The sequence below is a fragment of the Arthrobacter sp. 01T428 genome (assembly GCF_056398685.1).
This window is the reverse complement of the sequence record NZ_JBFTPW010000010.1, coordinates 38,286-64,091: the sequence shown is the minus strand read 5'-3', so window position 1 is coordinate 64,091 and position 25,806 is coordinate 38,286. Positions and strand designations below refer to the sequence as shown.

Below are 25,806 nucleotides of genomic sequence, written 5' to 3'. Positions count from 1 at the left end.
CACCTCCATTTCCGGGAAATTTCTTCCCCAACTTTGTTGAATCCTGAAGCTGCTTAATCCTCTGGGGGATAACATGATCCGCAGCAAAGAAAGACCAAAAGGAGAACGCGGAGCCGTCGCTGTGGAATTTGCGCTCATTGCGCCAATTCTCTTGCTGTTGATTGTGGCGATCGTTGAATTCTCCTATTTCTACAACCTTCAAATCTCGGTCACCCAGGCAGCCCGCGAAGCCGCCCGCACCATGGCAATCACAAATAACACCGGGAAGGCGCAGGCCGCGGCTGTGGCCGGTGCACCGAGCATCAGTCTTTCGCCCAGCAACGTCGGCCTCTCGGGCTCTTGTACTCCGGGAGCCACAGTGAAAGCCACCGTGACTTTCAGTGCTCCTTCGCTGACCGGCTTTTTCACGCCATCGATCACCGTCACCGGGCAGGGGGCCATGCAATGCAATGGCTGACACGCAACATCAAGAACGATGACCAGGAGCGCGGTGTCGCCGGCGTCATCGTGGCACTCATGATGCTCGTCCTGATCGGCGTCGGAGCCATGGCGGTGGACGTCGGTCAAATCTATGAAGAACGGGCCCAACTGCAGAACGGCGCAGATGCCGGCGCCCTCGCCGTCGCGAACAGCTGCGCTAAAGGAACCTGCAACACGTCGCTGGCTGGCCCCCTGGCCAACGCCAACGCCAACGACGGTGCGAGCACCGTGAAGTCCGTGGATCTGAGTGTTGCCGGCCAGGTGACCGTCACCACATCCACCAAGGACGGCACCTCCGGTGCCGGCTATCTAAGCAAGATGTTCTCCAGCGCCCTCAACACGCCAGCCGTCACTGTCGGTGCCAGCGCCACGGCGAGCTGGACCACGGTTCCTGCGCCAGGAGACTTTCCACTGGTCTTTGACCAATGCCAAGTGGGCCCGGCATATGCGCCGCCAGGAACCACCGTGATCATCAAAGAACACGGTAAGAGCCCGTGCGTTGGCAGTCCGTCCGGTCACCACATACCAGGAGGCTTTGGCTGGTTGGCTGAAAACGGAACATGCCAAGCCATCCCCGATGCCAGCGGATGGGTCAATTCCACGCCGGGAAACAGCAAATTCCCCAGCGACTGCAAGTCAGTAACGGACGCGTGGAGCGCGGCAATCGACTTCTCCCAAAAGAAATTCGTTACCGCCTATTTTCCGCTCTTCGACGATGGTTCCAACGGGGGCGCAAATGGACAATTCCACATCATCGGGTACGCCGTGGTGGAAGTGCACGGCTGGGATTTTGTGCAGAACTCAGATGGATTGCCTCCCGGGAAAGCCGATCCAGCCTGTGCCGGACTCGGTGGCAGCAACCGAGGGATCTGCGGCAAGTTCCTGAAAACAATTCCGTCGTCGGCGGCCAGCTTGCCAGGCGGGCCGTACTACCAGACATCCGTTGTGACACTCATCAAATAGTGCATTTCTAAGGGGAATAAAGTGAAAACTCGCCTACTGGGAGGCATCGCTGCGCTTGTCGTAGCCATCATTGGAACAGTGATGCTCGTGTTCTACGTCCAGGGCGCCGACAAGCGCGCTCTGGCAAATACGGAGACCGAAGACGTCTACGTCATCCAAAAAGAAATTCCCGCCGGCACTCCCACCGCCAAATTCGGGGATGCCGTCATCAAAAAATCCGTCCCCAAATCGGCAATCGCGGCGGACAGCGTTAGCAGCCTCGGAGATCTGGGCTCCAAGGTTTCTTCGATCGACTTCATGCCTGGTGAACAATTGCTCGCCACCCGGATGGTTGATCCAAGCAGCCTCGCCGGTCCCGGCAGGATGCAAGTCCCCACGGGGCTTCAGGAAGTCACGGTCAAACTGCCCATCGAACGCGTAGTGGGAGGAAATGTGGCTGCCGGAGACACTGTCGGCATGGTGCTGTCCTTCAAAGCCGACGACAAATCCAGCTCCCCTGACCAGACGAGCTTTACCTTCCACAAGGTCCTCGTCACCGCAGTCCAAGACGCCAGCGGAACGATTTCGGACAACAGCAGTTCCGCGTCCCAGGGAAGCGGTGGTTCCCTGAACGCCAACAAGACCGCAAATGCAAACAGCGGCTACCTTGTGACCGTGGCACGCTCCGCCGTCGATGTCCAAAAAATCGTGTACGCCGCGGAGTTCGGCACCATCTACCTGAGCAAAGAACCCTCGGGCGCCACGGAGGCTAGCTCCGGCGTCATGGACCGGGGAAGTGTATTCAAATGAGCCGCTTCGTTCTCATCACCCCTGAGGTTGACTTCGAACGGCGGGTCCGCGCGGCAACTGCCGGTATGAGTGGCAGCCTCCAATGGTTCCAGGCCGACTACTTGCCCGCTGGACCGCGGGAGATCCTGGACCAGCTCCTCGGAGAGCCACCTGAAGTACTGATTTTGGGACCGGGCCTGGAAATCGACGATTCCCTCAAGCACGCCTCCCTGCTGGATCTCCAGTTCCCGGAAATCAGTGTTGTGCTGGCCGCAGAGCAGAGCGAATCACTGGCCCTGTCGGCAATGCGCTCCGGTGTGCGGGACATCCTCTCCCCCGCTGCCGATTCGGACACCATCCGTGTCATGGTGGAACGGGCAAGCCTCGCGGCCGCCGGCAGGCGGAGAGGGCTTGCACCCAACGCCATCGAGACGCCGTCGCAGGCTTCGGGCGGGCGAATCATTGCCGTCATGTCGCCGAAAGGCGGGGTGGGCAAGACCACGGTGGCCACCAATCTGGCGGTCGGACTTGGGGCCCTGGCGCCGATGGGGGTGGTGATCGTGGACCTGGACCTTCAGTTCGGCGATGTGGCCAGCGGATTGCTTTTGAACCCCGAACACACCATCACCGACGCGGTACTCGGTCCTGCCAGCCAGGACTCCATGGTGCTCAAGACCTACCTGAGCGTTCACCCTGCCAGCATCTACGCGCTCTGCGCCCCCCGCAATCCGACGGAAATGGATCGCATCACGGCCCAGCACGTGACCAGGTTGCTGGAACAGCTACGCGATGAATTCCAATACGTCGTGATCGACACAGCTCCCGGGCTCGGCGAACATGTACTCGCTGCGCTGGAGAGCGCAACAGACGCAGTATGGGTTTGCGGCATGGACATTCCGAGCATCCGAGGATTGCGGACCGGACTGAACATTCTCGACGAATTGCAGCTGCTCCCGCAGTACCGGCACGTGGTACTGAACATGGCAGACCCCAAGAGCGGGCTGGCCCTCAAGGACGTAGAAGCGACCATCGGAGTACCCGTGGATGTTGCCATACCCCGATCCCGGACCCTTCCCTTCTCCACCAACAAAGGCGTCCCGCTGCTCCAAGACGGGACGCGAGATGCCGCCACCAAAGGCCTACGGCTGCTGGTGAAAAGGTTCCGGCCGAATTGGGACGAGCGATCACACAAGCAGTTGCACAGAAGGGCGGTTGTCCAGTGAACCTCTCACGCAGACTCGAAAGTCGTCGTTACGGCGCCGGCTCGGGCGCGGCACCGGAAGCGATGGCAGTTCCCGATGCGGTGGCGCCAACGGCGACAACCCTCGGCGGTATCCAGGAGGTGAAAGCGGCAGAGTCCTCAAGCGCCATGGCCCACTCCGAGGAAAACACGCCGTCGACGATCCTCGCCAGCGAAGCTCTCAACGACCTTAAGGAGCGCGCCAGCAAGACCCTGTTTGAACGACTCGGCTCCAGGCTCTCCGATTCCTCCCTCGAGGAGGCGGAACTGCACAGGTACGTCCGCGACGAGCTGAAGGTCGTTGTCGACGAGGAACAGGTGCCCCTGACGTCAGCAGAACGGCAACGACTCACAGCAGAAATCATCGACGACGTCCTGGGCCACGGCGCCATTCAGCGGTTCCTGGACGATCCGGAAGTCACGGAAGTCATGGTGAACCGCTACGACAGCATCTACGTGGAACGGTATGGGCAGCTGTATAAGACGGAAGCCAAGTTCTCCTCGGATGAAGCCCTGCGTCGGGTCATTGAGCGTATTGTGTCCAGGGTCGGGCGGCGAATCGACGAGTCGTCTCCGCTCGTGGATGCACGGCTGGCTGACGGCTCCCGCGTGAATGCCATCATCCCCCCGCTTGCCGTCAATGGGCCGTCGCTGACCATCCGGAAATTCGGCCGCGAGGCCCTGACCGTCAACAAACTCATCGAATTTGGCAGCCTATCACCGGAAATGGCTGAACTGCTCAGCGCCTGCGTCCTTGCCCGGATGAACATCATCGTGTCCGGCGGCACAGGTACCGGCAAGACCACGCTGTTAAATGTCTTATCCTCCTTCATTCCTGCGTCGGACCGGATCGTCACTATTGAAGATGCCGTCGAGCTGCAGCTCCAGCAGGAGCACGTGGTGCGGCTTGAGAGCAGGCCCGCCAACATCGAGGGACGCGGTGAAGTCACCATCCGGGATCTCGTGCGGAACTCACTCCGCATGCGCCCGGACCGCATTGTGGTGGGCGAGGTCCGCGGAGGAGAGTCCCTGGACATGCTTCAAGCCATGAATACCGGCCACGACGGCTCCATTTCCACGGTCCACGCAAACTCGCCCCGCGACGCAATCGCCCGCTTGGAGACTCTGGTCCTCATGGCCGGGATGGACCTGCCTCTCCGGGCAATCCGCGAACAAGTCGCCTCCGCCGTGAACCTGATCGTGCAAATCAGCCGCTTGCGGGATGGAACACGCAGGGTTACGCACATCACCGAAGTCCAAGGCATGGAAGGCGATATCGTCACCCTCCAGGACGCCTTCGTGTTCGACTACTCAGCCGGGGTGGATGCCAACGGCCGATTCCTCGGCAAACCGATCCCCACCGGAGTACGTCCCCGCTTCACGGACCGTTTCGCGGAGCTCGGTATTTCCATCTCTCCGGCAGTATTCGGTGCCCACATGGTGGGAGGCTCACGATGAGCGATGCAGGAAACCAGATCATTTGGCTGGCGGGCGGGCTAGGCCTGGTCTACCTCGCCCTGCTTCTTCTGGTGCTAGTGGTACTTAGGTCACGGAAACTCGACGTCGAGAGGCGGCGTCCCGATTCGCCGATCCACACATCCACGCTGACCCGGATCACCGACGGGGCGAGGGACGCCATCCAGACACGAATTCAATCGCGCTCTGGCGGATATCTTTCCCGGGCGAGGTTGGATGCCGCCGGGTTGAAGAAACAGCCGGCCGACTACGTCTTGATAGCCGGCATCATGACGGTTTTCGCCGGCACCATCGGCTTCACGCTCGGTGGCCTCGCCTTCGCGATCCTCATGGCGCTCGTCGCCCTTGTTTCCCTCACTGCGCTCCTCAGCGTGCTCATATCCAGACGTTCGGCGAAATTCGACGAACAGATACCCGACACCCTCCAAATGATGAGCGGAGGAATGCGCGCCGGGCACAGCCTCTTGCGCGCGGTAGACGCAACTGCCCAGGAATCCGAGGCACCGATGGCCGAAGAGATGAGCAGGATCGTCAACGAAACCCGGATCGGCCGGGATCTGGGAGCATCCCTGAACGACGTCGCCATCAGGACGAAGAGCGAAGATTTCGGCTGGATAGCCCAAGCAATCGAAATCCACCGGGAAGTCGGCGGGGACTTGGCCGAAGTCCTGGACCACGTTGGTGAAACGATTCGTGACCGCAATCAAATCCGTCGACAGGTCAAGGCGCTAAGCGCGGAAGGCCGGATGTCAGCGCTGGTGCTGCTCGCGCTGCCGGTCTTGATGTTCATCCTCCTGCAATTCCTCAACCCCGGCTACGCCCACATCTTTACCTCTACCCTGCCCGGCTACATCATGCTAGGCGTCGCAGTCGTCATGCTCAGCCTGGGTGCGCTCTGGTTGAACCGGCTCATCAAGCCCAAGTACTAGGGAGGATTTCACCATGCAACTCATCGCTTATGCGGCCATGTTGGCCATTGTGGCCCCCGTCTCCTGGATGGTCTGGCTCGCTTTCACCGGGGACAGGGCAGGGCTGCGCAATATCCGGGCCAATCTGGGCGAACGCGCGGCGGCTGCCCCACAGTCCGGCAACACAAAGGACCGTCTGACGGCATTTTCACGGCAACTTGCGCCGGACGGTTACGTTGCCTGGCTCGACATGCAACTGGCCGGGGCCGGGCGGCCGAAGGATTGGCCGCTGGGGCGGATCCTGATGATCAAACCCCTGTTGGCGCTCGGCGGCGCAGGGTTGGGACTCCTGCTGTTCCTCGGAGATCGATCGGTCGGCCGTCTCCTCCTTGGCCTTGCCGTCATTGCTGTGGCCTACTTCGTGCCGGATCTGTTGATCCGTTCCAATGCCCAAAAACGTCGGGCAGCCATCCGCCTGGAACTGCCCAACACGCTGGACCAGATGCTGATCGCAGTCCAAGCCGGGCTGGGCTTTGAAGCGGCCATGGCCCGCGCCGCTGAAAACGGGAAAGGCCCGCTGGCTGACGAGTTCATCCGGACCCTGCAAGACATCCAAGTGGGGCGAAGTCGCAAGGATGCTTACATGGACCTGTCCCAGCGCGTAGATGTTCCCGACGTTCGAAGCTTCATCCGAGCCGTCGTCCAAGCCGATACTTACGGCATTGCGATCGCCAAGGTCCTCAAAGCCCAAGCACAGGAGATGCGGACCAAGCGAAGGCAAGCGGCCGAGGAGCATGCCATGAAGATCCCCGTCAAGATCCTGTTTCCACTGATCTTCTGCATCTTCCCCACGCTGTTCCTCATCCTCTTGGGCCCGGCGGTCATGAAGATCATCGCTGCATTCTCCTAGAACCACATCAACAACTGCGCTGCATCAACGAGCAAGGAGCGGTCGTCATGGAAAAGAAGGTCAGGCAGCTGATCATTCTTCTGGCCCCGCGAGCGAGAAGCCACGGCCGCAGAACACTCAATTTTGGTCGGCTCCATCGCGATGGTCATTGTGGGGGGAGCCGGGTTTTGTTCGGGATTGCCCTGAACGGCTACTTCGACGCGCTGGCCGGCGGAGTGAAAACTGCTCTGGGACTGCCCAAACGGACAGTTGCCGACCGGCGCATCTGGAGAGCCCCCTAAGCTGACCAGCCGCGACCCCAGATCGCGGCTGGTCTCCAGGCCCCACTCCCGGTACCCAGAGCCGGGAGAGGGGCCGTCCAACGTCGAGACGCCCTGCGCCGTTCGGGGCCCAGGAACCCGATCACCTGCCCGGGGTGGACGGTGAAGGTGATTCCGTCAACGGCGGTTCGTTGGCCGTACCGCTTCGTCAGGCCGATGCCCTCGATCACGGGGTCCTTTTATCTGGTGGACACGGGCGCGGTGCAAGTCCGCAGCCGTCATGTGGGCGGCGGTCCCGGCATGTGTGTCCGTGTCTTTACACATGGGAAGTGCCGGGCTGGAAGTCATGGCCGCGGGCTCCTACAGGCCGAGCTTCACTGTCTCCGCACCAAGATCAGGGCCTCCCGTGGGGAGGCTGGCGAGGGAGACGAATTTGACGAATTTCCCGATGATTCCCTTGCAGGAGCCTTTGCAGCCGGGTGTGCCGGTGTTGTTCCAGGACTGGCCCGGAAAGTTGAAGCCGAGGATCTGGAACGCGGCGAAGCCCTTGATATGGAAATTCCCGCCGGCATCGATCCCGTCGAAGACCGGCAGAAGGACAGTCTGGCCTTCCAAGGCCGTGAACGCCGGCTTGCACAGCTGCTGGTTCGGCATGCTGTCGCCGTTCTTCGACGAAACTGCAGGGTTGGCGATGGTCACTGTTGATCCGCAGACGGTCGAATCGTCCGGGGTCAGCCAGCCGAAGCCGCCGGGGATGATCTGTCCGGACGGGCTGTCACTGACACATGTGCTGGTCCCGTGGAGGGGTAGCAGCTGCACCGTGCCGGAGAGGTCGAACTGGCATTCGGAGAATGTCACGGGCAGGGCGGTGGTGAGTCCGGATGGCGATCCCCATTTCGCGGTGGAGGATGCCGTGACGTCGGCACGCGAAATGCCGAGGATCCTGGCAAACCAGAGCGATACCCCGCTGCCGTTGGCGTCTTTGGCGGCGGTTGTCACGACGACGGTTCCGGGCGAGGGGAATGATGGTGCCGGCGCGTCGGCCATGCCGCTATTGGTGTTGGCTTTCGCCAGCTGCAGGGCGGTCCCGGGGGCGGCCGGGACGCACAGTGTGGTGCCCCGTTTGGCGCAGTCCTGGGCGATGGCCAGTGCCGCCGCATCCGCACCGTTCTGCAGCTGTGCCTTCTGGGCATAAAGCATGCCTTCGTCAACGGCAATCGCCGCGAACCCGAGCAGCACGACCAAGAGCAGCGCCACGAGAACCGCGACCGCGCCGCGTTCCTTCTCTCTTGTCAACAGAAAGCCCCCAATGAACGTGCGCAGGACGGTGTCTGAACCATCATGCCCCGCCCGCCCGCTGCCGCCGGTCCGGATTCCACCAGGGTGGGAAGAACTAGGCAAGTCCTGGGTAAGACCTAGGCAAGCCCTGCGCAAATCTTGCGTTTTGCCTTTCTGCCGGTGGGCTGTAGTCCGCATCGAGCCTCAGGATCTTCCCCGTCCACCGGGCCAAAAGCACGACGCAGTCCGGGAGGGCACGACCGGGCAGCGTGGGAGCCGGCCAGCGGGACCGTTTGAAACGCGGAGGCTGGAGGGTGGATGGGAACTCCGAGGCTGCCGCGGAAACCTAAATGCGCCGTGTCTGCATTAACGGCGACCTGGGAACTTGCTGCGGTTCGGGGAGGAATCCGTCCGTTGCCTCAGATTTTTTCCCTGGCAGACACCGGAGTCGCTTGGTGGCAAGGCACTGAACTGGTGTCCACCCCCGGCCAGCAACGGTGAGAGCGCTTCAGCCAGGGACGTTATGTCTTCGCCGAGACGGGGCCACAGTCGGCGGGCCCTTTGCACACGTCCGGCCCGCAGTGAAGCGTCGATCAGCCGGCCATCGAGTTCAAGATGGCTGGCACCGATAGCGGCTGCCAGAGAGTTTAAGGATGTGACCGCTGCCTGGGCGGCTTCCCGGTCATTTTGTTCCAAAGCAACACCCAGGATGCAGACCTGGACCGGGAGGAAACCCAAAATACCGGTCAAGGCACCCACGGTCCTGGATCTCGAGGAATGCTCCTCAACCAGACGCTCCAGCCGCGTCCTGTCGAGCACGGCAGCGCTGTTCCGAAGCGCCGGGTTGAAGTGGTCGGGATCCTTGGTCAATGGCTGCTCCATTTGTTCTCGTGGGGCCGGTCAGTCAGCACACGACGGTGCCTGTGTAGGGCTGGCCCTTCCAGACGTTGCCGGGAGATGCCTGGTACAGCCCGTGGATCTGGTAGGTCCAGGTGCCTGCAGCGGCTGGGTGTTGGGAATATGTCCCGCCCGACGTTGGAACATCGGCACCGTTGGGGTCCGTCAAGGTGAAATCGTAGCCGGTGGCCCGCGGGACGGTTCCATAGCTATTCACAGTGATGCTCAGCTTGCGCCCTGGGGGGCAGCTGGCCGCAACACTGGCGCCGGTCGGGGCCGGCAGCGACATGGTCCCGACGCTCGTTTGTCCTGTGGCCGTTCCGGTGAACGCGGCTTGCGCGATGCCGGGGGCGAAGATCAGGACGGCGGCCGCCGCCAGGACCGCGGCGACGCGCCCGGACGCAGGCGTCCGCCCGGCGTCTGCGGTGCTCCGGCTTCTACGCAAGGTCAGCGGCTTTCTGTCAGGCCTGGTGGTCCGTTCCATTCTTACCGCTTTCATGCGGTAAGGGCACGGCACCCGGTTCGGTTCTTTGAAGAGGATTTCATGCGGCGCAGGTGGTGTGGCCGCTCAGGGCCTTTTCCAACTGTGGTTGGTGCTGGCGGACGAGTTCCCCGGCTTGAATCGCCGCTGTGTGGTCGGTCATGACCAGGGCGTGTTCGAGGAGGACGCAGTGCTGTTCCATCCGGAGCGCCCCCACCATCGAGGAACTGATTTTCAGGCTGAGCACCGCATCCATGGCCAGGTCACTGTTACCGGTTGTCAGGGCGTGGCTGATCTTCTCCACCCGCTGGGGCAGCATCCTGGTATAGGTGTCCGCAAAGTTCCTGGCGGCCTCTTTGCTCTTCATTTCCCTGGCCAGGCGCTTGAGCGGGCGACGGTCAAAGGCCGGGAGGGCCCGCCTTTGACCGGCATCCCCAGCGGTGCCGGCGTCCACGGCGTCGTCGCCTTCGGGCTTTTTCCGCCAGATGGAGACGAGCACCATGACCACCAGGGCGGCCGGAGCTCCGTACATCAGGACCTTCAGGACCACGGGATCACGAAGAGCGCGGATCGCGTTGCCCAGGTACGGGACGGTGAACATCTGGCGGTCAACCTGGCCTCCAGCCAACGTTGCTGTCCAGGGGTCGGCGCCGTTGTTCGCGTCGCCCTTGGTGCGGACGGTGGCGGTGCCTTGGCTGTTCACGGCCAGGTCGATGATCCGGTGGGTCTCCACCCGCTGGTCCTCCACCGGAATGTGGTAGGTGATGATGTCCCCGACCTTCAGGTTCTGGACCGCGACGGGTACGGTGACAACCACGTCTCCCGGGTTGATCAGCGGCGACATCGAGCCGGTGAGCATGGTGCTGGTCTGGTAGCCCAGGACGCGGGGCCCGACGGCGAGGAACAGAAACGCAGCGACCGCAGCGACCATGACCGTGGTCGTGATGACGCTGACGATGGCCCGGGCAAACCTGGACCCGACTCCCGGGTTTTTACCGGCACCGGGCTTGTCGGTGCCGGGCTTGTCGGTGGCGGGGGTCGCCGTCGTTACGGCTGCCGGGGAGACCCGCTCCGTGTGGCGGACCAGGGTTGCGGTCATGGCCGGGTCTCCGTTCCTGTAAGTGGCCCTCCGCCTCGTGTCCCTGTGTCAGGGTGTCCATGTCTGGGTGCGAGGGCGGAGGGCCGGTGCCGAATCGATCGGCGTTGCTTAGCTACTTGTTGGTGGCGGTGCGCTGGGTGCCGGTGAAGTTGAAGTTGACCGTGCTGCTCAGCCCCTGGAAAGTGTTGTCTGCCGTTGCCGGCAGTGTCAGCGTGACCCGCAGGTTGTCGGTCTGGCCGGCGTTGACGGTGTTGAGGTTGGCCAGGGCGAGGTTCGAGCCGGTGACTGCGTGGGAAGCCAGTACCGAGGTGGTGGTGCCGGAGCAGGTGTAGGTGTACGCGGGGGCGGTGCCGGCCTCGGTCCACGGGACGGAGCAGTTATCGACCACCATCTGGAGGCCGTTGGTCGCGTCGGTGTCCAGTTTGGTGGTCGGCAGGGCCGAGGTGGTCAGTGTGATCGCTGACAGCGTCTGGTTTCCGGTGGCGTTGGCCAGGGTGGCCGTGCGCTGCACGGTGTCGCCGGGGACCAGTCCGGAAGCGGCGACGCTGAGCCGGTTCCCGGCGGTGCCGGCTGTACCGAGGGCGATGTTCACGGTGCCGGAGGCAACGGTGTTGCTGGCGGAGGTGCTGGAGGTGAAGGCACCGTAGGTTCCGAGTCCTGCCACGCCGGCAGCAGTGCCAACCAGGGCCAGGGAAGCAATGACTTTGCCGGTGGTGGTTTTCAGGTTGAGACCCATGATGATTTTCCGTTTCTTGAAGCCCGTGAGACCGGGACTTTGCTGTCCGTTGACTTCTACTTTCCACGTCGAGCTTTAGGAAGCTGCAAGGACTCCGCAAGGAATTCTTCAAGATTGGCTAAGTTTTCGATCAAGTAGTTTTCGAGTGATCGGGGCGGCCACTTTGTACCTTCCGGGTAGTGGAAGCGAGTAGCCGGCTCATTAGCCACGGTGGACGTCGGGGATCCGCCGCACATGAGTCCTGCCCCAAGGCTAGGTGTAGGAGGCCCCGATGATTGAGCGGTTCCGGCCAAGGCTTTTGGCCCATGTACAAGGCGATGTCCGCGGCGGCGATGAGTTGCTCCAGATCCGCTGCGTCTTTCCTCGATGGGGATGATGCCGTAACTGGCCGTGGGCATCGTGAAACCGGCCGCCGCTTCGAGGCCGGGGTGCTTGTGCACGCGTTGCCCACAGCCTCTCGCGCCCCCGGCCGCCTGCCGCTGTGGACAGCCGGTGACGGCAATCCACAGAAAAGACCCGGCGTGCCGCCATCTCCCGAGCGAGCCGTCATCCAGGTTTCCCATGGTCTGTAAGTCTTGCGCTGCCGGTCCAGCCGCCGTCGTGGCCACAGCCGTTTCAGCACGGGGGACGAGACGATCCAGGCGAAGGGGCAAGGCAGGGGCCGAAGCTCGAGTGCTGGGGGTGCAGCGCCGCATCCGAACCGCGCTCTGAACACCAGCCGAATTGGTAGTAGTAGGAGTAGTATTGATACTACTCCTACTACTCCTACTACTACCGACCGGATCGAAGAGGTGCTTTTGATGACATTGAGCGTGAAAGACCGCGTCTATGCCGCGGCCGAGCAGATCAGTGCCGAGCGCCGGCCGACCGTATCGACGGTCCGCGCGGCCGCCGGCGTGAGCAACGCCGACGCCACCCGGTACCTGAAGGAATGGACCGAGGAAAAGCAGACCGCGGGCGGTCAGGTCGCAGCTGCGCCGCCGGCTCTCCTGGAGCAGGCGGCCCGCCTGGCCGGTGCCTGCTGGGCTGAAGCATCCGCCCTGCCTGCTGAACGCCACGCCGCCGTCGAGGCAGCCTGGGCGCAGGAACGAAAAGACAAGGACCAGGAAATCGCCGAGCTCGTTGCCGACCTGGACCAGGCAAGCGCCGAGAAGGACGCTGCCGCGGCTGCCCATGCCGAGGACATTGCCCGCCTCGAGGCGCAGCGGGGCGCGTTGGAGCGCCAGCTTGCTGTGATCGGCAAGCAGCTGGAGGATTCGCGGGAGTCCGAGCGGGCCGCTGCCAAAGAGGCCGCGGACGCGGCACGCAGATTGGCGACGGCCGAAGTGCGCGCCGCCACCCTTGAGGAGGTCCACAACGCCCTGCTGGAGCGCGTCTCCCCGGAGACAAAGAACACCGGCAGCTAAAAAAGCTCCAAATCCGCCTCTTCGTACATCCAGGAACCGGCACGGATCAGATCCGGCCTGCTGTCAGGGCTGGCGGGCACCTCGAGGGTGCCCGTCAATCAGCTACCTTGCCCTCAGGAGGCTTTGGCAAGGTATTGGGCCAGTGCTTCCCTGAGGATCTCGCTGGGCTTGCGGTGCTCCATTTCGGACCGGGCGAGCAGCTGCGCGTCCATGTCCTTCGGAAGCCGGACGGTCCGGGACGGGGACGTTCCCGTGCTGCTCAGGGACGGCTTGCCCACAGCTCTCTTCACCGCCTCGGGGGAACCCAGTGCTGCTTCCAGAAGGGCACGTCCGGCACCTGGCCCGGACGCCTTGGTGATGCGGGCGTCAGGGCCGATGTCGGCGGTCTCCGCCCATTCCCCCAGGGCATGGAAGCGGGCCTGTTCCTCCTGGCTCAGGTCCTGGCCGCCCTTTGTCTTCTTCTCACTCATTCCGTTGCTCCTCTCTCGGCAATGTCGAGTATCTTCCGCCTCGCCTCCATCACGTGGAAGACCAGGATGTCGTCGGGCGGTGTAATGACTGCCATGACTTCGAGAATCATCCGGCGGTCCCGGGAGGGCCGATAAACAGATCCGGACGTGCACCCGATTCCACGCGCGGCTCATCGAATTGCTCGACGTGGTAGATCTGGTTCAGGATCGCATTCAACGCATCCTCACGGGCAATTCCATGTTTGTCTGCGCTGCCCGCCCACCTGATCGCCATACGAATATTGTCTCACAATAACGGGGATATTGCAAGACAATATTCGGGGGTTGTTTCACCGGTGCAGCGGGGGGCGACTGCCGCCTCAGGACAGTCCCGCAGCCGGTTGATTCCAGACCGGCCCGGGGTTGTGCACAGTGTGGACAGCCTTGAGCTGTGCGGAGGGCTCCGCCTGACGACAATGGGCATAACCCCGGGATCAGGATCGCTTCCGCTGTGCTGCACCCCAGGTACGGGTGGGACCCAAGTACGCCTGAAACCTGTCACGGGCCCCCGCCTTACCTACCCTGCTTCAGCCTCGCTGACGTCTTCTCCGTGCTAAGACAAAGACATCGTTTTCTGGCCAGGGCAGCGGATAGTCTTTCACGGTCAGGACAACGAATAAGGGGAATCCGATGGCTTGGGGTATGACAGATCAGCAGAAATTGGCAGAGCAGGCCGCGCGAGAAGAACAGACCCGCGCTCAGCAGCAGCAGCAGGCACAGGCAGCGTACGCAGCCAGCCCGATGGGAAGAGCCGAGGCGGCATACCGCAACGGCGATGGTTTCTTTCAGCTCGAGCTTCCAGTGAATCAGTTCCAGAAAGGGAAGATCCGACTCGGAGGTGCACTTGGAGGCATCCTCGGGCAGATTGAATCGGTCGGATGGCATCTCGAGCACACCGGCTATGTTTTCCTACAGACCGACTCGTCAACTACCAACCTCCTGCACGGGAACATGACCAGTCACCAGGGCCAGGTAATGGGCATCTACCTGTTCCGCAGAGTCGCCACGGGCGCCTAACACCAGACCCGTAGCAGGCCGGTCACCACACATACTGGTCGGCCACTGCGTCCGTGCGCAGGTTCAGGGCTGGCTCGCCGTGGCTGGTAGCAGAAACGCCCCGCCAGCTGGAATGCGCTGGGTGGAGGTTCATTTCTCACCCGTTGAGTGCGAGACGTCCCGCTGCATGGCCGGGAGTAGTCAACTACTCCTTCGCCCTTGTAGCTGTCCGAAGCTTCGTCGTAGTGCGCGTTAGCGCGGTACATTTCCCAAATGGGGGTGAGGCCCAAGTAGGCCTGAAAGCCTGTCACGTTCGTCAGTGGAGCATGCTTTTCGAAACTAATGCAGTATCCCCACAGAGGCTTCGGCCCCTGATTCATGCGCGCGTAGGACCGGCTTCCCGGTCGGTATCTGAAGTTTTTGAGAGGCTTACCGGACCTTTGAGTTCGTGTTATCTGAAGTTCCCACGGCCCCGTATCCCTGGAACGGCTTGGCCCGTGGCAGGTTTCAGGCGTACTTGGGTCCCACCCGCAAAACGGTATGTCTCAGTTCATTGAAAGACGTCTTTTCGGATCGCCGTCATGGAATTTTCAGTTAGTGGGCCGCGTGGATTGTTCCCGACATAGACTGCCCGTGACCGGTGCACGCTCCATACATCCCCGAAGGGCGCCATGGCCGCCATTGATCCCGAGTACCTGACCTTCGACTACCGGTGTGAGTACCGGGGCGTCCCTGGCCCGGAGCACGACCCGGAGGACTACCCCATGAACTGGACCGTTTCGGTGGGCGGGACCGTCTGGGAGGACGACGATGACGACGGCGACGGCGAGGAAGTCCATGTCGGCGATGCGCGCTTTAGTATTGTGCCCGACGCGGGGATGATCAACCTGTTGCTCACGCTGGACGCGGTCGACCAGGAGATGGCAAACGTAGCCGAGATGCTCACCACGGAGCGGCCGGACCTGATGGAGGCCGCGGGGATGGATCGGGACGGGGACCTGCTGGTGCTGTCCTCCCTGTGGATCGATCCCAGGTTCCGCGGCAACCGGACCGGCCACGCGATCCTGAAAGCGATCCTCAACACCGTCGGTCGGGCCACGGCCTTGGTAGTCCTTCAGGCGGCGCCGGTTCTCACGGACGACGGCTCGGAGGAAGGAAGGCCGGAACACGCGGCGGCGAAGGTTGCCCTGCGCCGGTACTGGACTGACTACGGGTTCCGGGATGCTGCCGGGGACTACCTCGTACTCGGCGACATGGCTGACGAGTTCGACATGGACGACTTGGATATGTAGGCAAAAAGTCTTCACCGCCCACACGGGGTCTTTCCATAAATCCCTCAGCGAGAGCAGGAAGCGCTGTTCGGCGCCGTCGTCGGTGAGTTCCCTCGCACGTTGATAAGCCTCACGCTACTCGTCGGATCAGCGCCTGCGGGCGGTCCGATGGCGCTCTGTTCGGCGGCTTGCGTCTACTCGCGCTTGAGCGAGAGCGCCAGGCTGGGAACGACGAAGGACAAGAGAAAGATCGGCAAGATGCTCTTTCCGCTGCACCGGAAGCTGGCGATTTCGCCCTCGGCGACGTCGAAGGCCTTGGTTCGGCTGGAGTTTCGGCCGTTGCGGACTTGCAGGGTGTGATGCCCGGGTTCGACCGGTATGTCGATGGTCTCGTTCAGTTCGAGGGTCCTGGCATGTTTCCCGTCGACCACAACGTCGTACGTGCCGCGGCGGACTTCCACTCCGATAGTTTTGTGCGTCAGCTTCAGCGTTGCGGACATTGTTGATCTCCTCCTGTTTCCTGAAAGGGCGTCTCGATAAGCGCTCGGCGACGCCAGGTGCTGGCGAGGTTGGGAATTCAGGTCAAGCCGTTCGTGCGTCAGTCGGGGTGTTTGCGGATGACGATCCGCCGGTACCCCTCCGGGACGAGCTCTGTGGCCTTGGCCAGCGCGTCATCGTAGGTGGCGCCGGGGGCGCTGACGCGGCTCTGCTCGCCGTCCGGGCCTTCAATCGTCAGTTCAACTTCCACGGTGTAATTCTGCCTTAGGGCGGGGCGGTCAGGAGGCTTTCACGACGGCCAGCTCGTCCCAGTGCGTGGTTGCCCTGGGGGAGAGGAAATCCCGTTTCATCTGCCAGGAAGGCCCCGGACGCAGCCCGCCGCAGCCAAGCCCGACGAGACCGCGGCCGTGCCGGCGGTTCACTTCCTCGATGAGGGAGCTGATGCCCTGGTCTTCGTGGGCAAAACGGAACGGTTCGAACGCCTCCTGCCCGGTGGCGGGGGAGAGCGCGGTGAGCATGATCCCGGCCCGGACGTATTTCATGCCCTCGGCCAGTTTCGGCAGGAGCTGCTGGCCGGCCTTCGCCAGCACCACCGGGTCCGACGTGGGCGCCGGCAACGGCACCAAAACGGACGGGAAACTCTTGTCATAGGCGTTGTAGACGCTGGTCCCCGCGAATGCCGTGAGGATCTTGGTCTTCTGGTGGTGTTTCTCCAGGCGTGCGGATCCTTGCTGTGCGTAGACGGAGAGCACCTGCCGCATGGCTGACCTGGTGGTGATCGGCTCCGCGAAGGATCTGCTGAAGATCAGCTGTTCCTTGCCAAGCTTTTCCTCTTCGAAGTCGATGCAGGGTGTGCCCTGCAACTCGAGGACTGTCCTCATCACGACGACATTGAATTTGTCGCGGATGGCCACCGGGTCGGCGGCCGCGAGGTCCGCGATCGAGAAGATGCCCATCGCCCCCAGACGGCGCGTCAACCTTCCCGCGATGCCCCAGACTTCGGATACGGGCAGGCCCGCGAGCAGCTGCGCACGCCACTGCGCGCGGGTGTCCTCCCAGACGCAGACTCCGCCGAACACTGGCAGCTTCTTGGCGGTCTTGTTCGCCAACTTTGCGAGGGTCTTCGTTCTCGCGATGCCGACGCAGACCGGTACCCCGACCAAGTGCCGGATCTCATCCTTGATCCGGCGGCCGAAAGCCACCAGATCACCCTCGGCGCCGCGGGGTCCGAGTCCAAGGAATGCTTCATCAATCGAATATACTTCGATCCAAGCGCTATAACGCGAAATTATCTCCATGACTCGACGTGAAATGTCGGCGTACAGCTCGTAGTTGCTGCTTTTTTGGATCAGTCCCCATTCCTTGGCTCGGGGCGCGATCTGGAACCAAGGCGTCCCCAGGGTGATGCCGAGGGCCTTCGCTTCCGGGCTGAGGCTGACCGCGCAGCCGTCATTATTGGACAGAACAAGAACCGCCCGGCCCTCCAATGAGGGATCAAACAGCCGCTCGCATGAGACGTAGCAGCAGTTCATGTCCACGTGTGCGACGAGTTCATGCACTTTGCGCCCGGCGGTGATCGACCAGGTAGTGAAGGCTCATTTTCACCACCCCCCACACTTCCAGCTGTGCCAGTTCGGGCACCCTCGTCTCCGTGAAGGCCGGGTTTTCCGGGCGCAGGATCACCCCGTGCCGATCGATGATCAGCCGCTTCACGGTCAGTTCCCCGTCGAGCACGGCAATCACGACGTCGCCATGCTTCGGGGTGAGGGAACGGTCCACGATCAGCACGTCACCGTCGCTGATCCCGGCACTCTCCATCGAAGACCCGGATACCCGCACAAAGAACGTCGCGGCAGGGTCCTTCACCAGCTCGCGGGTGAGATCAACAGGCCCGTCGTAATAGTCCTGCCCAGGCGAGGGGAAGCCGGCTTCGACAGTCAGCGGGGCCATGAGGAGCGGCCCGGTGACCGTTCCGACTGTGCCCATGACCGTCAACGGCATGGCCCACCACCCTCAAACAGTTATCGAATATATGTTCGATATTTGAGTGTAAGCCCAGGCCCCGACTCGAACCAGTCTCCGGCCGGTACGGGGGCTTCAGACGACGGGATTGGCCACCGTTTCCAGGCGTTGCTGCCCGTCGTCGTCTTTGACGAGCTCGACGGGCCGGAGGGCCCAGTCTGCGGCGACGTCGTACGCCTCACCGCGCACCAGGTCCAGCAGGCCAAGACCGTCCTTGTCCCGGGGATCCAGCCAGGCATCGATCGTACCGGCAGCCAGGGGCACCGGCAGCCGGTCATGCAATGCCCCCAGCTGCGCGAGTGCTGGATGGTCTGTGTCCGTCGGGGGAGCGGGCATGGTCAGGATCGTGCAGGACAGCCAGGCATCCCGGTCCGACTCGTCCTCCACTGCCGTGTTGCGCCAGGGCGCGTACAGACCGGCAAACGCGATGGTCCCGCCGTCGCCCGGCGCGATCTCGTAGCGTTGCTTCGGGTCCGTCCTTTTGGGCCCGGACTTCTTCCACTCCGCATAGCTGGCCGCCGGGACAGCCGCCCGCCAGCGCGGGACGGAGGCCCTGAACGTCGGCTTGTCGATAACGTCCTCGCTGCGGGCATTGAAGGTAGCGAACTTGGATTCAAAAGCCTTGGCGAAGGTGGGGATCATGCCCCAGCGGCCAACCGACAGCTCCCGGCGCACAACCCCGTCGTCGCCAAGCCGGCCCTGCAGAAAAGGCACCGGCGTCGTCGGGCGTACGTCCAGATTCGGCGCGGGCTCCCCGACCCCGGCGCGCAGCTGCGCACCGAACTCCAGGCCCAACTGGTTCAAATCCTTGACGTTTGCGTAGCGACCGCACATGCAGATCCTCCTGGAGGGATTTCGTTGCACCGATCCTTTGGCAGCCGAACGCCTCCAAGGGAACGAAAGGTCCCGCCTGATGGGAGACCAGGCGGGACGCTCCCAACATAACAAGGCGCGCCGAGAATGTGCAGGGGCGTCCTGTCATCGGCTTGACGCCAGCGGTAATCTAGACGGAATTCACATTCAGGAAAGCCCAGACAGGAAGGCGGTATTCACGAGCATGAGCCTCAAGGACGAGTGGGACCGGCTCGATTCCGAGACCCGGACATGGCTTCTGGAAAATCCGGCATGTCTGCTCCTGCCCCCCGCCATGTCGGCCAAGTTCACCAAGGACGCACACGGGGAAATCGCGTGTGACCCGCACGGGCAGGTGGTCCTCTCCCGGGACGACCACGATTTCATCCGGGAGAAAGCGGAGGCCGCCGGAACAATCCGCGTTCCCGCGGGGGAATACCGGTTTTTCGACACCGCCCCTTTGCCCGTCATCAGGACAGCGCCGCCCGGAAGATGCGCCGCACCGTCGCCGGATGAGGCCCGGTAGGACCACTCCGCCGAGTGCCATGACGAGGAAGACCTGATCATAAGCGCGTCCGCCGCGCGGAACACCCGCCGCCCAGCGGTCAATGTCCGACCAGATGCCACAGATCCAGACCCGCCCGTGCCGCCGTCAACAGCAGCGCCGCAGCCGCGATCCAGACGCCCGCGATCTGCCAGGCGCTGGCCCGCGGCCGCCCGTTATCCTCCATGCTTCCCCTTCTCCCTCGCCCACGTCGGAGATCCATCCTAGAAGCCAGGAGTGACAGCCATGGGGCCCGCCTCTTCGAGGCCGGGGTGCTTGTGCACGGGTTGCCCACAGCCTCCCGCGCCCAACCGCACGCCGCTGTGGACAGCCGGCGACGGGTCATCCACAGAAAAGACCCGGCGTGCCGCCATCTCCCGGGCGAGCCGTCATCCAGGTTTCCCGTGGTCTGTAAGTCTTTGCCCTACCGGCGCCGCCGTGGCCGCAAACGGTTGTAGCCGGGACGGGATAATCCAGGCGAAGGGCAAGGGCAGATCCCGAATCTATTCGTTGAAGTGCGGGTATTCCGGCCAAACTACGACCCTGATTCGCCTGTCGGAAGGTTCGCGGGCACTTCGACCTTGGCCGGATCCAGTTCGGCGCGGACTCGACGGAAGTGCAAAGCATGGCGGAAGGCTCGGCCCGACCATGCTGCGTCGGCGGCAACTTCAACGACGATCGGCTCAACGAGCGTCAGGTCGACCGGCGACGCGTCGCGGTTGAACCGGTCAATCGTGGTTCCTTTGACTGTTCGCGGCCAAGGATGTGGACCTCCGGCCGGTCGGAGCCAACGCGCCAAGATCCGGCTGTCTCCCTGACTCAGGGGCGCGCGGCCAATAATCCGCAGTTCGTCATGGATGGGCAGTCCCGCCACGATTTCCGTCGGGCGGTCGATGGGCCCGATGACAGCCCCGCACACCACCTCAAGATCCGCAATGTGTTTGGCCTTCAGCCAGATCCTTTTTCCGCCGATGTAGGACTGGACGCTGCTCTTGATCATTAACCCTTCCACCCCTGTGGAGGGCAGGTCCCGGAACCATTGCTCCGCGAGCTCCCTGTCTGTTGTGACGGGAGAGAGGTTCAGCGGCGGAACCCAGGTCCGGGCGAGTTCTTCCAAAAGCTCCCGACGGCGGGACCAAACAACTTCCCTGATGTCGTGGCCGGCGACCGCAAGAAGATCGAACGCCACATAGGACGCCGGCAGTTCCCTGACCATCCCGGCGAGGCCTGCCTTGGAAGTGACCAGGCGCCGTTGCAGGGCCTCGAAGTCCAGCCGTCCCTTGGACCAGACCACGGCCTCACCATCGATCACACAGCCCGGAGGCGCCTGCTGGGTGAGAGCGGAGACGAGCTCAGGCAGGTACCGGGAAAGGTCTTTGCCTTGCCGCGAAAACAACAACACCTCTTCTGCTCCAACCAGGGCATATGCGCGCCAACCGTCCCACTTGGGCTCAAAGATAAGCTCGCCGGGCAAAGCGCCGGCGGGCGGGATGGCCTCCACCGCTTTCGCCAACGCCAAAGCGACAGGAGGCCGCAACGACCGCGGCACGCTCTCAGCCATGACGCCAGTCTAAATCGCATCCAATCCCCGCCCTTCGTGACCGTGCGTTCGGGCCAGGACAGAGATCGGCACGGACTGTCCGCGTGTTGAGGCCGGAGGCGAAGAGAACAAGACCTCCGTCGCCGACTCGCGAACAGCCGGGCGGGGTTCTTTCAGCCGGGATGAGCACAGCGGGGGGAGCGGGCAGGGACAGGTACGTTAATCCGCCTTGGAACATGGCCAGCTATGAATGCGCTCAGGGGGCTCCCTCCGTCGTTGAGGGGCGGTGATTACCACAGTTACCGGCGGCGATGATCACCGTCCCTCGTGATCCAGGTAATGGCAAGGACCGCACAAAATTTGTCATCAACATCCCCGTAAAATAAGGGAAAAACTCCTTGTTTTTCATATGAAAAACGGTAGAATTGAGGTAGAAAGTCACCCAGGCGAACGCAACTAATTTGATACGAAACCAGGTACTGAAAATGACTTCAATCCCAGCTTCAGCTCCCGCCGAATACACCGTCTACACCAAGCCGGACTGCCCGAACTGCGACAAGGTCAAAGCGCATTTTGACCGCAACGGCGTCACTTACCACGCCGTGGACATCACCGAGGTGCCGGCGGCCTTCGAGTACATCACCGAAGACCTCGGCTATTCCCAGGCGCCAGTCATTGTGAATAACGCGGATGACGAGGACCACTGGGCCGGGGCCCGCATGGACAAACTCACCCAGGCAGTCGTGAACCACAAACGAACCATCGCAGCCGCCAGCGAAAAGGCTGAAGCCAAATGAGCGCCTGCGGGGATGATAGGTTCGCTCTCACCCCCCGCCGGTTCGACCCTGACGTGGATTGGTTCGGAGAAGAAGCCAACCCCTCCAGAACCATCAACGTCCCCATCATCGACCCCTACCTGGTGGAACCGGACCCCGCGGCCCCCTGGTACGACACCGAGCAAGACACCCCTGAAACCGACGAATCCACACCCACCAACGTCCCAAGGAAGGTCCACATCATGGCCGGCGAAACCACCATCACAGTGATCGGAAATCTGACCAACGACCCCGAACTCCGCTTTACGCCAGTTTCCCGTGGGTTCGGGAAAACTGAAGGCACTCCGGTCGCGAACTTCACGATTGCTTCGACCCCCCCGTACGTTCGATTCGGCCTCCAACGAGTGGAGGGACGGCGAGACACTTTTCCTTCGTGCCACTGTGTGGCGGGATATGGCGGAGAACGTCGCTGCGTCCCTGACCAAGGGTTCGAGGGTTGTTGTCTCCGGCAGGTTGAAGCCGCGGACGTATGAGACGAAAGCGGGGGAGAAGCGCACCGTGGTGGAGCTCGAGGCCGACGAGGTTGCCGTGTCCCTCCGCTACACGGCAGCCGCTCCTACCAGGCCCAGGGCCGGCCTCCGGGCGACGTCCACCTCGGCCGGCCAGGAAAGCGTCTGCCCGGCGGACGATCCGGCTGTCAATCCCGGTGGTTACGCCGATGACGACCCGTGGTTCGGCAAGGACGCAAACCCGGCCCGATGGGGCAGTCTGCCGGGCGCAGCGGCGGAACCCCCGCGCTGAGACCGGCGACAAGCGTCGAAGGTCGGAAGCGAAGAATGCCGATTCCCAAGAAAACCAAGTCCCTTTCCGCGTACTTCACCGAGGAGGACACGGACCAGATCCGAGCCGCCGTCAACGCGGTCGGCTACCTCGAGGGTTATGCCTCGATCACCGACCTCGTCGAAGCAGCCACCCTGCGGGAACTCGGTCGGCTGCAGCGCAAGCACAACGGCGGAAGGAAATGGCCCGGCATCCCCGCAGGGCAGATGCGACCGGGCCGGCGCACCCGCGAGGAAAGTCGCCGCCGCCAAACAAAGCTTGAGAATCCCCCACGCCTCGCCCCAGGACCGCCCCGGCAAAACTGCACCCAGGGGAGTGTCGCCCCATAGCGACGCTTCGTGGTGTCGACGTCGAGGGTGAGTTGGCGCAACTCGGCCCCACCGGCTACCGCTCTCACGGATGCGCGACAGGCTGCAAGAGGAGCGGGCTTCATGGCTCGGTTGCGCCTGTTGCCCCGGGAACACTAATCGGGACTTGTCGCGACGTCGTTGTTCTTTCGTTCGGGTGTTCAGTTGGGGTCGGGGTCGGTGGCCAGGATGTAGTCGGCCGCGGCAGGCCCGGTCATGGCCAGCCCGCTGCGGTGGACGTCGATGCCGCAGCGGCGCATGCCGGCCCGGAACTCGGTGACCGCTACCGGGTTGATCTTGTGGATCAGGCACCAGCTTATGTACAGGCCGTAGAAGCTGTCCGGGCCCAGCAGGACAGGCGGCCCGGGATCCCGGACGGTTGCTTCGTTGAGGAATTGTTGAAAGTGCGAGATCACCGCGGCCCACCATTTCTGAACATCACTTGTTCCAACCGTACCGGGCTCCAGCTCCCGGGCCGAGGCAGTCTGGTCTCGACGGAACCTGCCGCGCCCGGGGCCTGGGGGCAGAGGGGGACCCTTGAGAGGCCACCCGCCAGGACGGATGGATACCCCCGGCGTGGACGGTCCGGCTCTTTGTTCCTAAAATGGGTCAAACCCCACTGCGGAGGGCCGACAAGGTGCGGGGGTCCGTTCGCCGGAACCGGCGAACCAAAATGACCCACCCGGCCTTGACGGAGGTCTGTCTGCGCGGCGAGGACCTGCACTTCCTGTGCAGTTTCCCGATGGAGAGCCGGCATGCAGACAGACCCTGAAGTAACGACAAGGTCCGCCCGTTCGGTGACGGTGGAGGCCACGAGCACCCATCCGGCCGACTGGGGGCGGGCCATGGCCCTTGCCCTGAACCAGCTCATCCAGGAAATCATCGCGGACACCGGCAGCGACCCGTGCCGTGATCCCCAGGGCCTGGATGTGTCGTTGCACATCAGCGCCGTGCCCGCCGGCGAGGCCATCACGGTGGTGTGGCGCGGCTGACCCGACACCGCAGCCGACAAGGGAGCGGTTTCGGTGCCTCTTTCGGCCCCTTTTCATCGTGCCGGGGTCCGCGATTCACTGGACCTGCCTGCCCGAACCACACTCTCTGCCCGGTGGTGAGTGACATGGTCAACTGTGGGGCTTTGGCCTGCGGTTGCCGGCCGGGATCTCCATGCCCCGTAGCGCAGGGCGGGTTCGAAAGAATCCCCGAGGTTGCCCACCGAAAGCATCCTTGCTCTACGATAGGTCCTAACCGGGGGTAGTAAGCATGCTTATTGTTTAGCGTCCATGAAGAGCAGGAGAGAAGAATGAGCTCGGTTGAGGCTGCCGAACCAGACCCCCTGTCGACCACGGTCGATGACGACCGGCGGGAGCATCCTTCCGGATCGGGGCCGGACTCTTCTGGGAGGAAGGCGTCGCCGGTCCGGCGATTCCTTGGCTTGCTCGGTCCGGGCCTGGTCACGGGCGCGGCCGATGATGACCCGTCGGGAATCGCGACCTACGCCCAGGCGGGGGCGACGTTCTCCAACGGGATGCTCTGGACGGCTCCTGCCACGTTGCCGATGATGATGGCGGTGCAGGAAATCTGCGACCGCACCGCCCTGGCCACCGGGGACAGCCTGGGCAGGCTGGCCCGCCGGAAGTTCTCGCGCAAGCCACGGGTGGTGATCGGAATCCTGATCGTGGCCCTGCTCGCGGCGAATACCCTGAACGCGGCGGCGGACCTGATGGCGATCGGACAGGGCATGGAACTGCTCGGCACGGGCCCGGCCCAGCTTTGGAGCGCCATCGCTGGAGTCGGCATCGCCGTCGTCCTGATCGCCGGCGGTTTCGAGATCATTTCCAAGATCTTCAAATGGCTCTGCCTGGCCCTGTTGGCCTACGTGGCGGTCCTTTTCGTAGCCCACGTCGACTGGGGCGATGTTGCGAAGGGCGTCCTTGGCTTTCAGTTCCGGTTCAGCCTGGATTACTTGGGCCTGATCGTCGCGGTCCTGGGCACCACGATCTCCCCCTACTTGTTTTTCTGGCAAAGCGCGCACCGGATCGAGGAGCTCCGGGAAGAAGACCTCGGAGGTGATAACGCCGTCGGGCTGGGCGAGCACTCCGAGCCCGACGCTCACCGCAAGCTCCGCAACGCCCGCGCGGACGTGTTCACCGGGATGTTCTTCTCCGTCCTGGTCATGTTCGCCATCATGGCGGCCACGGCCGCAACCCTGGGCAGGAACGGCACGGACGTCAAGACCGCAGCAGACGCCGCCAAAGCACTGGAACCCATCGTGGGTCCGGCCGCCAAGTTCCTCTTCGCAGCCGGTTTTGTCGGTTCCGGGATCCTCGCAGTCCCGGTTCTGGCCGCCGCGGGCTCCGCCGGACTGGCCGGCCTGCTCGGCAAGGAGTGGGGCTTCGATCGTCGCCCCAGCAAGGCACGCACCTTCTACGTGCTGCTCGGGGTGGGAACCATCGGCGGGGTCATCATCAGCCTCTTCGACTCCGACCCCATCGGACTGCTGATCCTGAGCGCCATCATCAACGGGATTGCCGCCGCCCCGTTCCTCATAGTCACCATGCTCATCTCCCGCGACAAAGACCTCATGGGCAAATACCGCAACGGAAAACTTGCCGCCACCCTCGGCTGGTCCACAACCGCCATCATGGTCGTCGCCGGCGCCATCGGCATCTGGACCACGATCACCGGGACCTCCTGACGCCCTTGCAGAGC

30 protein-coding genes and 1 pseudogene are annotated in these 25,806 nt (G+C 63.0%); 17 read left to right on the top strand and 14 right to left on the bottom strand.

Annotated features, from left to right (window positions below; translation table 11 throughout):
- The first annotated feature begins 73 nt into the window (after positions 1-73).
- The 8 genes from AC1DJB_RS13080 (at position 74) to AC1DJB_RS13045 (ending at position 7,026) form a co-directional block, all read left to right on the top strand.
- On the top strand, positions 74-457 hold the full coding sequence (locus tag AC1DJB_RS13080; RefSeq protein WP_476901958.1) for a TadE/TadG family type IV pilus assembly protein: 384 nt from the start codon (positions 74-76) through the stop codon (positions 455-457).
- The gene (locus tag AC1DJB_RS13075) at positions 445-1,443 is read left to right on the top strand and encodes a TadE/TadG family type IV pilus assembly protein (protein WP_476910452.1); all 999 of its coding nucleotides are present in this window, start codon (positions 445-447) and stop codon (positions 1,441-1,443) included. The genes AC1DJB_RS13080 and AC1DJB_RS13075 overlap by 13 nt, the downstream gene beginning before the upstream one ends.
- A 21-nt stretch (positions 1,444-1,464) precedes the next feature.
- A complete protein-coding gene (gene cpaB / locus AC1DJB_RS13070; RefSeq protein ID WP_476910451.1) occupies positions 1,465-2,232 on the top strand; it encodes a Flp pilus assembly protein CpaB in 768 nt (255 codons plus the stop codon).
- Positions 2,229-3,434 carry a CpaE/TadZ family protein gene (locus tag AC1DJB_RS13065; protein ID WP_476910450.1) on the top strand — a complete coding sequence of 402 codons (1,206 nt, stop codon included), beginning with the start codon at positions 2,229-2,231 and terminating at the stop codon, positions 3,432-3,434. The genes cpaB and AC1DJB_RS13065 overlap by 4 nt, the downstream gene beginning before the upstream one ends.
- A 146-nt stretch (positions 3,435-3,580) precedes the next feature.
- Complete coding sequence (locus tag AC1DJB_RS13060) at positions 3,581-4,909, top strand: CpaF family protein (RefSeq protein ID WP_476910533.1); 1,329 nt, start codon at positions 3,581-3,583, stop codon at positions 4,907-4,909.
- On the top strand, positions 4,906-5,856 hold the full coding sequence (locus tag AC1DJB_RS13055; RefSeq protein WP_476901963.1) for a type II secretion system F family protein: 951 nt from the start codon (positions 4,906-4,908) through the stop codon (positions 5,854-5,856). The genes AC1DJB_RS13060 and AC1DJB_RS13055 overlap by 4 nt, the downstream gene beginning before the upstream one ends.
- A 13-nt stretch (positions 5,857-5,869) precedes the next feature.
- The gene (locus tag AC1DJB_RS13050) at positions 5,870-6,745 is read left to right on the top strand and encodes a type II secretion system F family protein (RefSeq protein WP_476910449.1); all 876 of its coding nucleotides are present in this window, start codon (positions 5,870-5,872) and stop codon (positions 6,743-6,745) included.
- 47 nt (positions 6,746-6,792) lie between these two features.
- Positions 6,793-7,026 (top strand): hypothetical protein, encoded by a 234-nt coding sequence (locus AC1DJB_RS13045; RefSeq protein WP_476910448.1) that lies wholly within the window; start codon positions 6,793-6,795, stop codon positions 7,024-7,026.
- Positions 7,027-7,365: 339 nt separating this feature from the next.
- Here the strand turns inward: AC1DJB_RS13045 and AC1DJB_RS13040 are convergent, their stop codons facing one another.
- The 5 genes from AC1DJB_RS13040 to AC1DJB_RS13020 form a co-directional block, all read right to left on the bottom strand.
- On the bottom strand, positions 7,366-8,301 hold the full coding sequence (locus AC1DJB_RS13040) for a pilus assembly protein TadG-related protein (protein WP_476910447.1): 936 nt from the start codon (positions 8,299-8,301) through the stop codon (positions 7,366-7,368).
- Positions 8,302-8,649: 348 nt separating this feature from the next.
- The gene (locus AC1DJB_RS13035; RefSeq protein ID WP_476910446.1) at positions 8,650-9,153 is read right to left on the bottom strand and encodes a hypothetical protein; all 504 of its coding nucleotides are present in this window, start codon (positions 9,151-9,153) and stop codon (positions 8,650-8,652) included.
- A gap of 34 nt (positions 9,154-9,187) precedes the next feature.
- The gene (locus AC1DJB_RS13030; protein WP_476910445.1) at positions 9,188-9,679 is read right to left on the bottom strand and encodes a hypothetical protein; all 492 of its coding nucleotides are present in this window, start codon (positions 9,677-9,679) and stop codon (positions 9,188-9,190) included.
- Positions 9,680-9,722: 43 nt separating this feature from the next.
- Positions 9,723-10,760, bottom strand: coding sequence for a signal peptidase I (locus AC1DJB_RS13025; protein WP_476910444.1), 1,038 nt, complete (start codon positions 10,758-10,760; stop codon positions 9,723-9,725).
- A 112-nt stretch (positions 10,761-10,872) separates the two neighbouring features.
- A complete protein-coding gene (locus AC1DJB_RS13020) occupies positions 10,873-11,496 on the bottom strand; it encodes a TasA family protein (protein WP_476910443.1) in 624 nt (207 codons plus the stop codon).
- An 800-nt stretch (positions 11,497-12,296) separates the two neighbouring features.
- Here AC1DJB_RS13020 and AC1DJB_RS13015 point away from each other — a divergent pair.
- Positions 12,297-12,902: a DNA-binding protein gene (locus AC1DJB_RS13015; protein WP_476910442.1), complete on the top strand. Its 606-nt coding sequence runs from the start codon at positions 12,297-12,299 to the stop codon at positions 12,900-12,902.
- Positions 12,903-13,015: 113 nt separating this feature from the next.
- On the opposite strand, the gene AC1DJB_RS13010 is transcribed toward AC1DJB_RS13015, so the two are convergent.
- Both AC1DJB_RS13010 and AC1DJB_RS13005 read right to left on the bottom strand, forming a co-directional pair.
- Complete coding sequence (locus AC1DJB_RS13010) at positions 13,016-13,372, bottom strand: ribbon-helix-helix protein, CopG family (protein ID WP_476910441.1); 357 nt, start codon at positions 13,370-13,372, stop codon at positions 13,016-13,018.
- A gap of 106 nt (positions 13,373-13,478) precedes the next feature.
- A complete protein-coding gene (locus tag AC1DJB_RS13005; protein ID WP_476910440.1) occupies positions 13,479-13,646 on the bottom strand; it encodes a hypothetical protein in 168 nt (55 codons plus the stop codon).
- A 407-nt stretch (positions 13,647-14,053) separates the two neighbouring features.
- Between AC1DJB_RS13005 and AC1DJB_RS13000 the strand changes: the two genes are divergently transcribed.
- Both AC1DJB_RS13000 and AC1DJB_RS12995 read left to right on the top strand, forming a co-directional pair.
- Positions 14,054-14,428, top strand: coding sequence for a hypothetical protein (locus AC1DJB_RS13000; protein WP_476910439.1), 375 nt, complete (start codon positions 14,054-14,056; stop codon positions 14,426-14,428).
- Between the two features lie 650 nt (positions 14,429-15,078).
- Positions 15,079-15,699 carry a hypothetical protein gene (locus AC1DJB_RS12995; RefSeq protein WP_476910438.1) on the top strand — a complete coding sequence of 207 codons (621 nt, stop codon included), beginning with the start codon at positions 15,079-15,081 and terminating at the stop codon, positions 15,697-15,699.
- A gap of 173 nt (positions 15,700-15,872) precedes the next feature.
- Here AC1DJB_RS12995 and AC1DJB_RS12990 read toward each other — a convergent pair whose 3' ends face one another.
- The 5 genes from AC1DJB_RS12990 to AC1DJB_RS12970 form a co-directional block, all read right to left on the bottom strand.
- Positions 15,873-16,178 (bottom strand): hypothetical protein, encoded by a 306-nt coding sequence (locus AC1DJB_RS12990; protein ID WP_476910437.1) that lies wholly within the window; start codon positions 16,176-16,178, stop codon positions 15,873-15,875.
- A gap of 98 nt (positions 16,179-16,276) precedes the next feature.
- A complete protein-coding gene (locus tag AC1DJB_RS12985) occupies positions 16,277-16,426 on the bottom strand; it encodes a hypothetical protein (protein ID WP_476910436.1) in 150 nt (49 codons plus the stop codon).
- A 28-nt stretch (positions 16,427-16,454) separates the two neighbouring features.
- The gene (locus tag AC1DJB_RS12980) at positions 16,455-17,708 is read right to left on the bottom strand and encodes a Y-family DNA polymerase (protein ID WP_476910532.1); all 1,254 of its coding nucleotides are present in this window, start codon (positions 17,706-17,708) and stop codon (positions 16,455-16,457) included.
- Positions 17,709-17,727: 19 nt separating this feature from the next.
- The gene (locus AC1DJB_RS12975) at positions 17,728-18,177 is read right to left on the bottom strand and encodes a LexA family protein (protein ID WP_476910435.1); all 450 of its coding nucleotides are present in this window, start codon (positions 18,175-18,177) and stop codon (positions 17,728-17,730) included.
- A gap of 96 nt (positions 18,178-18,273) precedes the next feature.
- Entirely contained in the window at positions 18,274-19,032 is a 759-nt protein-coding gene (locus AC1DJB_RS12970) for an SOS response-associated peptidase (protein WP_476910434.1), read from the bottom strand.
- A gap of 223 nt (positions 19,033-19,255) precedes the next feature.
- On the opposite strand from AC1DJB_RS12970, the gene AC1DJB_RS12965 reads away from it, so the two are divergent.
- Entirely contained in the window at positions 19,256-19,576 is a 321-nt protein-coding gene (locus AC1DJB_RS12965; protein ID WP_476910433.1) for a hypothetical protein, read from the top strand.
- 553 nt (positions 19,577-20,129) lie between these two features.
- Here AC1DJB_RS12965 and AC1DJB_RS12960 read toward each other — a convergent pair.
- Positions 20,130-21,155 (bottom strand): ATP-dependent DNA ligase, encoded by a 1,026-nt coding sequence (locus AC1DJB_RS12960; RefSeq protein ID WP_476910432.1) that lies wholly within the window; start codon positions 21,153-21,155, stop codon positions 20,130-20,132.
- Positions 21,156-21,619: 464 nt separating this feature from the next.
- Here AC1DJB_RS12960 and AC1DJB_RS12955 point away from each other — a divergent pair, with 464 nt between their 5' ends.
- The 3 genes and pseudogenes from AC1DJB_RS12955 to AC1DJB_RS12945 all read left to right on the top strand — a co-directional run bounded on the left by AC1DJB_RS12955 (position 21,620) and on the right by AC1DJB_RS12945 (position 23,079).
- Entirely contained in the window at positions 21,620-21,931 is a 312-nt protein-coding gene (locus AC1DJB_RS12955; RefSeq protein ID WP_476910431.1) for a glutaredoxin family protein, read from the top strand.
- Positions 21,932-22,152: 221 nt separating this feature from the next.
- Positions 22,153-22,711: pseudogene (locus tag AC1DJB_RS12950) on the top strand (single-stranded DNA-binding protein).
- A 35-nt stretch (positions 22,712-22,746) separates the two neighbouring features.
- Positions 22,747-23,079: a ParB family protein gene (locus tag AC1DJB_RS12945; RefSeq protein WP_476910430.1), complete on the top strand. Its 333-nt coding sequence runs from the start codon at positions 22,747-22,749 to the stop codon at positions 23,077-23,079.
- A 179-nt stretch (positions 23,080-23,258) separates the two neighbouring features.
- Here AC1DJB_RS12945 and AC1DJB_RS12940 read toward each other — a convergent pair whose 3' ends face one another.
- Positions 23,259-23,513 (bottom strand): hypothetical protein, encoded by a 255-nt coding sequence (locus tag AC1DJB_RS12940; RefSeq protein WP_476910429.1) that lies wholly within the window; start codon positions 23,511-23,513, stop codon positions 23,259-23,261.
- Between the two features lie 339 nt (positions 23,514-23,852).
- Between AC1DJB_RS12940 and AC1DJB_RS12935 the strand changes: the two genes are divergently transcribed.
- On the top strand, positions 23,853-24,089 hold the full coding sequence (locus tag AC1DJB_RS12935) for a hypothetical protein (protein ID WP_476910428.1): 237 nt from the start codon (positions 23,853-23,855) through the stop codon (positions 24,087-24,089).
- Positions 24,090-24,397: 308 nt separating this feature from the next.
- Positions 24,398-25,792, top strand: coding sequence for an Nramp family divalent metal transporter (locus tag AC1DJB_RS12930; RefSeq protein WP_476910427.1), 1,395 nt, complete (start codon positions 24,398-24,400; stop codon positions 25,790-25,792).
- The last annotated feature ends 14 nt before the right edge of the window (positions 25,793-25,806 follow it).

What these genes read in the sequence shown, in the direction of transcription:
- AC1DJB_RS13025 (WP_476910444.1), bottom strand. Translation starts at nt 10,760, where the DNA reads ATGACCGCAACCCTGGTCCGCCACACGGAGCGGGTCTCCCCGGCAGCC.
- AC1DJB_RS13005 (WP_476910440.1), bottom strand. Translation starts at nt 13,646, where the DNA reads ATGGCGATCAGGTGGGCGGGCAGCGCAGACAAACATGGAATTGCCCGT.
- AC1DJB_RS13060 (WP_476910533.1), top strand. Translation starts at nt 3,581, where the DNA reads ATGGCCCACTCCGAGGAAAACACGCCGTCGACGATCCTCGCCAGCGAA.
- AC1DJB_RS12935 (WP_476910428.1), top strand. Translation starts at nt 23,853, where the DNA reads ATGCAGACAGACCCTGAAGTAACGACAAGGTCCGCCCGTTCGGTGACG.
- AC1DJB_RS13065 (WP_476910450.1), top strand. Translation starts at nt 2,229, where the DNA reads ATGAGCCGCTTCGTTCTCATCACCCCTGAGGTTGACTTCGAACGGCGG.
- AC1DJB_RS12980 (WP_476910532.1), bottom strand. Translation starts at nt 17,708, where the DNA reads ATGAACTGCTGCTACGTCTCATGCGAGCGGCTGTTTGATCCCTCATTG.
- AC1DJB_RS13030 (WP_476910445.1), bottom strand. Translation starts at nt 9,679, where the DNA reads ATGAAAGCGGTAAGAATGGAACGGACCACCAGGCCTGACAGAAAGCCG.
- AC1DJB_RS13050 (WP_476910449.1), top strand. Translation starts at nt 5,870, where the DNA reads ATGCAACTCATCGCTTATGCGGCCATGTTGGCCATTGTGGCCCCCGTC.
- AC1DJB_RS12965 (WP_476910433.1), top strand. Translation starts at nt 19,256, where the DNA reads ATGAGCCTCAAGGACGAGTGGGACCGGCTCGATTCCGAGACCCGGACA.
- AC1DJB_RS12945 (WP_476910430.1), top strand. Translation starts at nt 22,747, where the DNA reads ATGCCGATTCCCAAGAAAACCAAGTCCCTTTCCGCGTACTTCACCGAG.
- AC1DJB_RS13075 (WP_476910452.1), top strand. Translation starts at nt 445, where the DNA reads ATGCAATGGCTGACACGCAACATCAAGAACGATGACCAGGAGCGCGGT.
- AC1DJB_RS13015 (WP_476910442.1), top strand. Translation starts at nt 12,297, where the DNA reads ATGACATTGAGCGTGAAAGACCGCGTCTATGCCGCGGCCGAGCAGATC.
- AC1DJB_RS13055 (WP_476901963.1), top strand. Translation starts at nt 4,906, where the DNA reads ATGAGCGATGCAGGAAACCAGATCATTTGGCTGGCGGGCGGGCTAGGC.
- AC1DJB_RS12930 (WP_476910427.1), top strand. Translation starts at nt 24,398, where the DNA reads ATGAGCTCGGTTGAGGCTGCCGAACCAGACCCCCTGTCGACCACGGTC.
- AC1DJB_RS13080 (WP_476901958.1), top strand. Translation starts at nt 74, where the DNA reads ATGATCCGCAGCAAAGAAAGACCAAAAGGAGAACGCGGAGCCGTCGCT.
- AC1DJB_RS12990 (WP_476910437.1), bottom strand. Translation starts at nt 16,178, where the DNA reads ATGTCCGCAACGCTGAAGCTGACGCACAAAACTATCGGAGTGGAAGTC.
- AC1DJB_RS13010 (WP_476910441.1), bottom strand. Translation starts at nt 13,372, where the DNA reads ATGAGTGAGAAGAAGACAAAGGGCGGCCAGGACCTGAGCCAGGAGGAA.
- AC1DJB_RS13045 (WP_476910448.1), top strand. Translation starts at nt 6,793, where the DNA reads ATGGAAAAGAAGGTCAGGCAGCTGATCATTCTTCTGGCCCCGCGAGCG.
- AC1DJB_RS12960 (WP_476910432.1), bottom strand. Translation starts at nt 21,155, where the DNA reads ATGGCTGAGAGCGTGCCGCGGTCGTTGCGGCCTCCTGTCGCTTTGGCG.
- AC1DJB_RS12975 (WP_476910435.1), bottom strand. Translation starts at nt 18,177, where the DNA reads ATGCCGTTGACGGTCATGGGCACAGTCGGAACGGTCACCGGGCCGCTC.
- AC1DJB_RS13000 (WP_476910439.1), top strand. Translation starts at nt 14,054, where the DNA reads ATGACAGATCAGCAGAAATTGGCAGAGCAGGCCGCGCGAGAAGAACAG.
- AC1DJB_RS12955 (WP_476910431.1), top strand. Translation starts at nt 21,620, where the DNA reads ATGACTTCAATCCCAGCTTCAGCTCCCGCCGAATACACCGTCTACACC.
- AC1DJB_RS12970 (WP_476910434.1), bottom strand. Translation starts at nt 19,032, where the DNA reads ATGTGCGGTCGCTACGCAAACGTCAAGGATTTGAACCAGTTGGGCCTG.
- AC1DJB_RS13020 (WP_476910443.1), bottom strand. Translation starts at nt 11,496, where the DNA reads ATGGGTCTCAACCTGAAAACCACCACCGGCAAAGTCATTGCTTCCCTG.
- AC1DJB_RS12995 (WP_476910438.1), top strand. Translation starts at nt 15,079, where the DNA reads ATGGCCGCCATTGATCCCGAGTACCTGACCTTCGACTACCGGTGTGAG.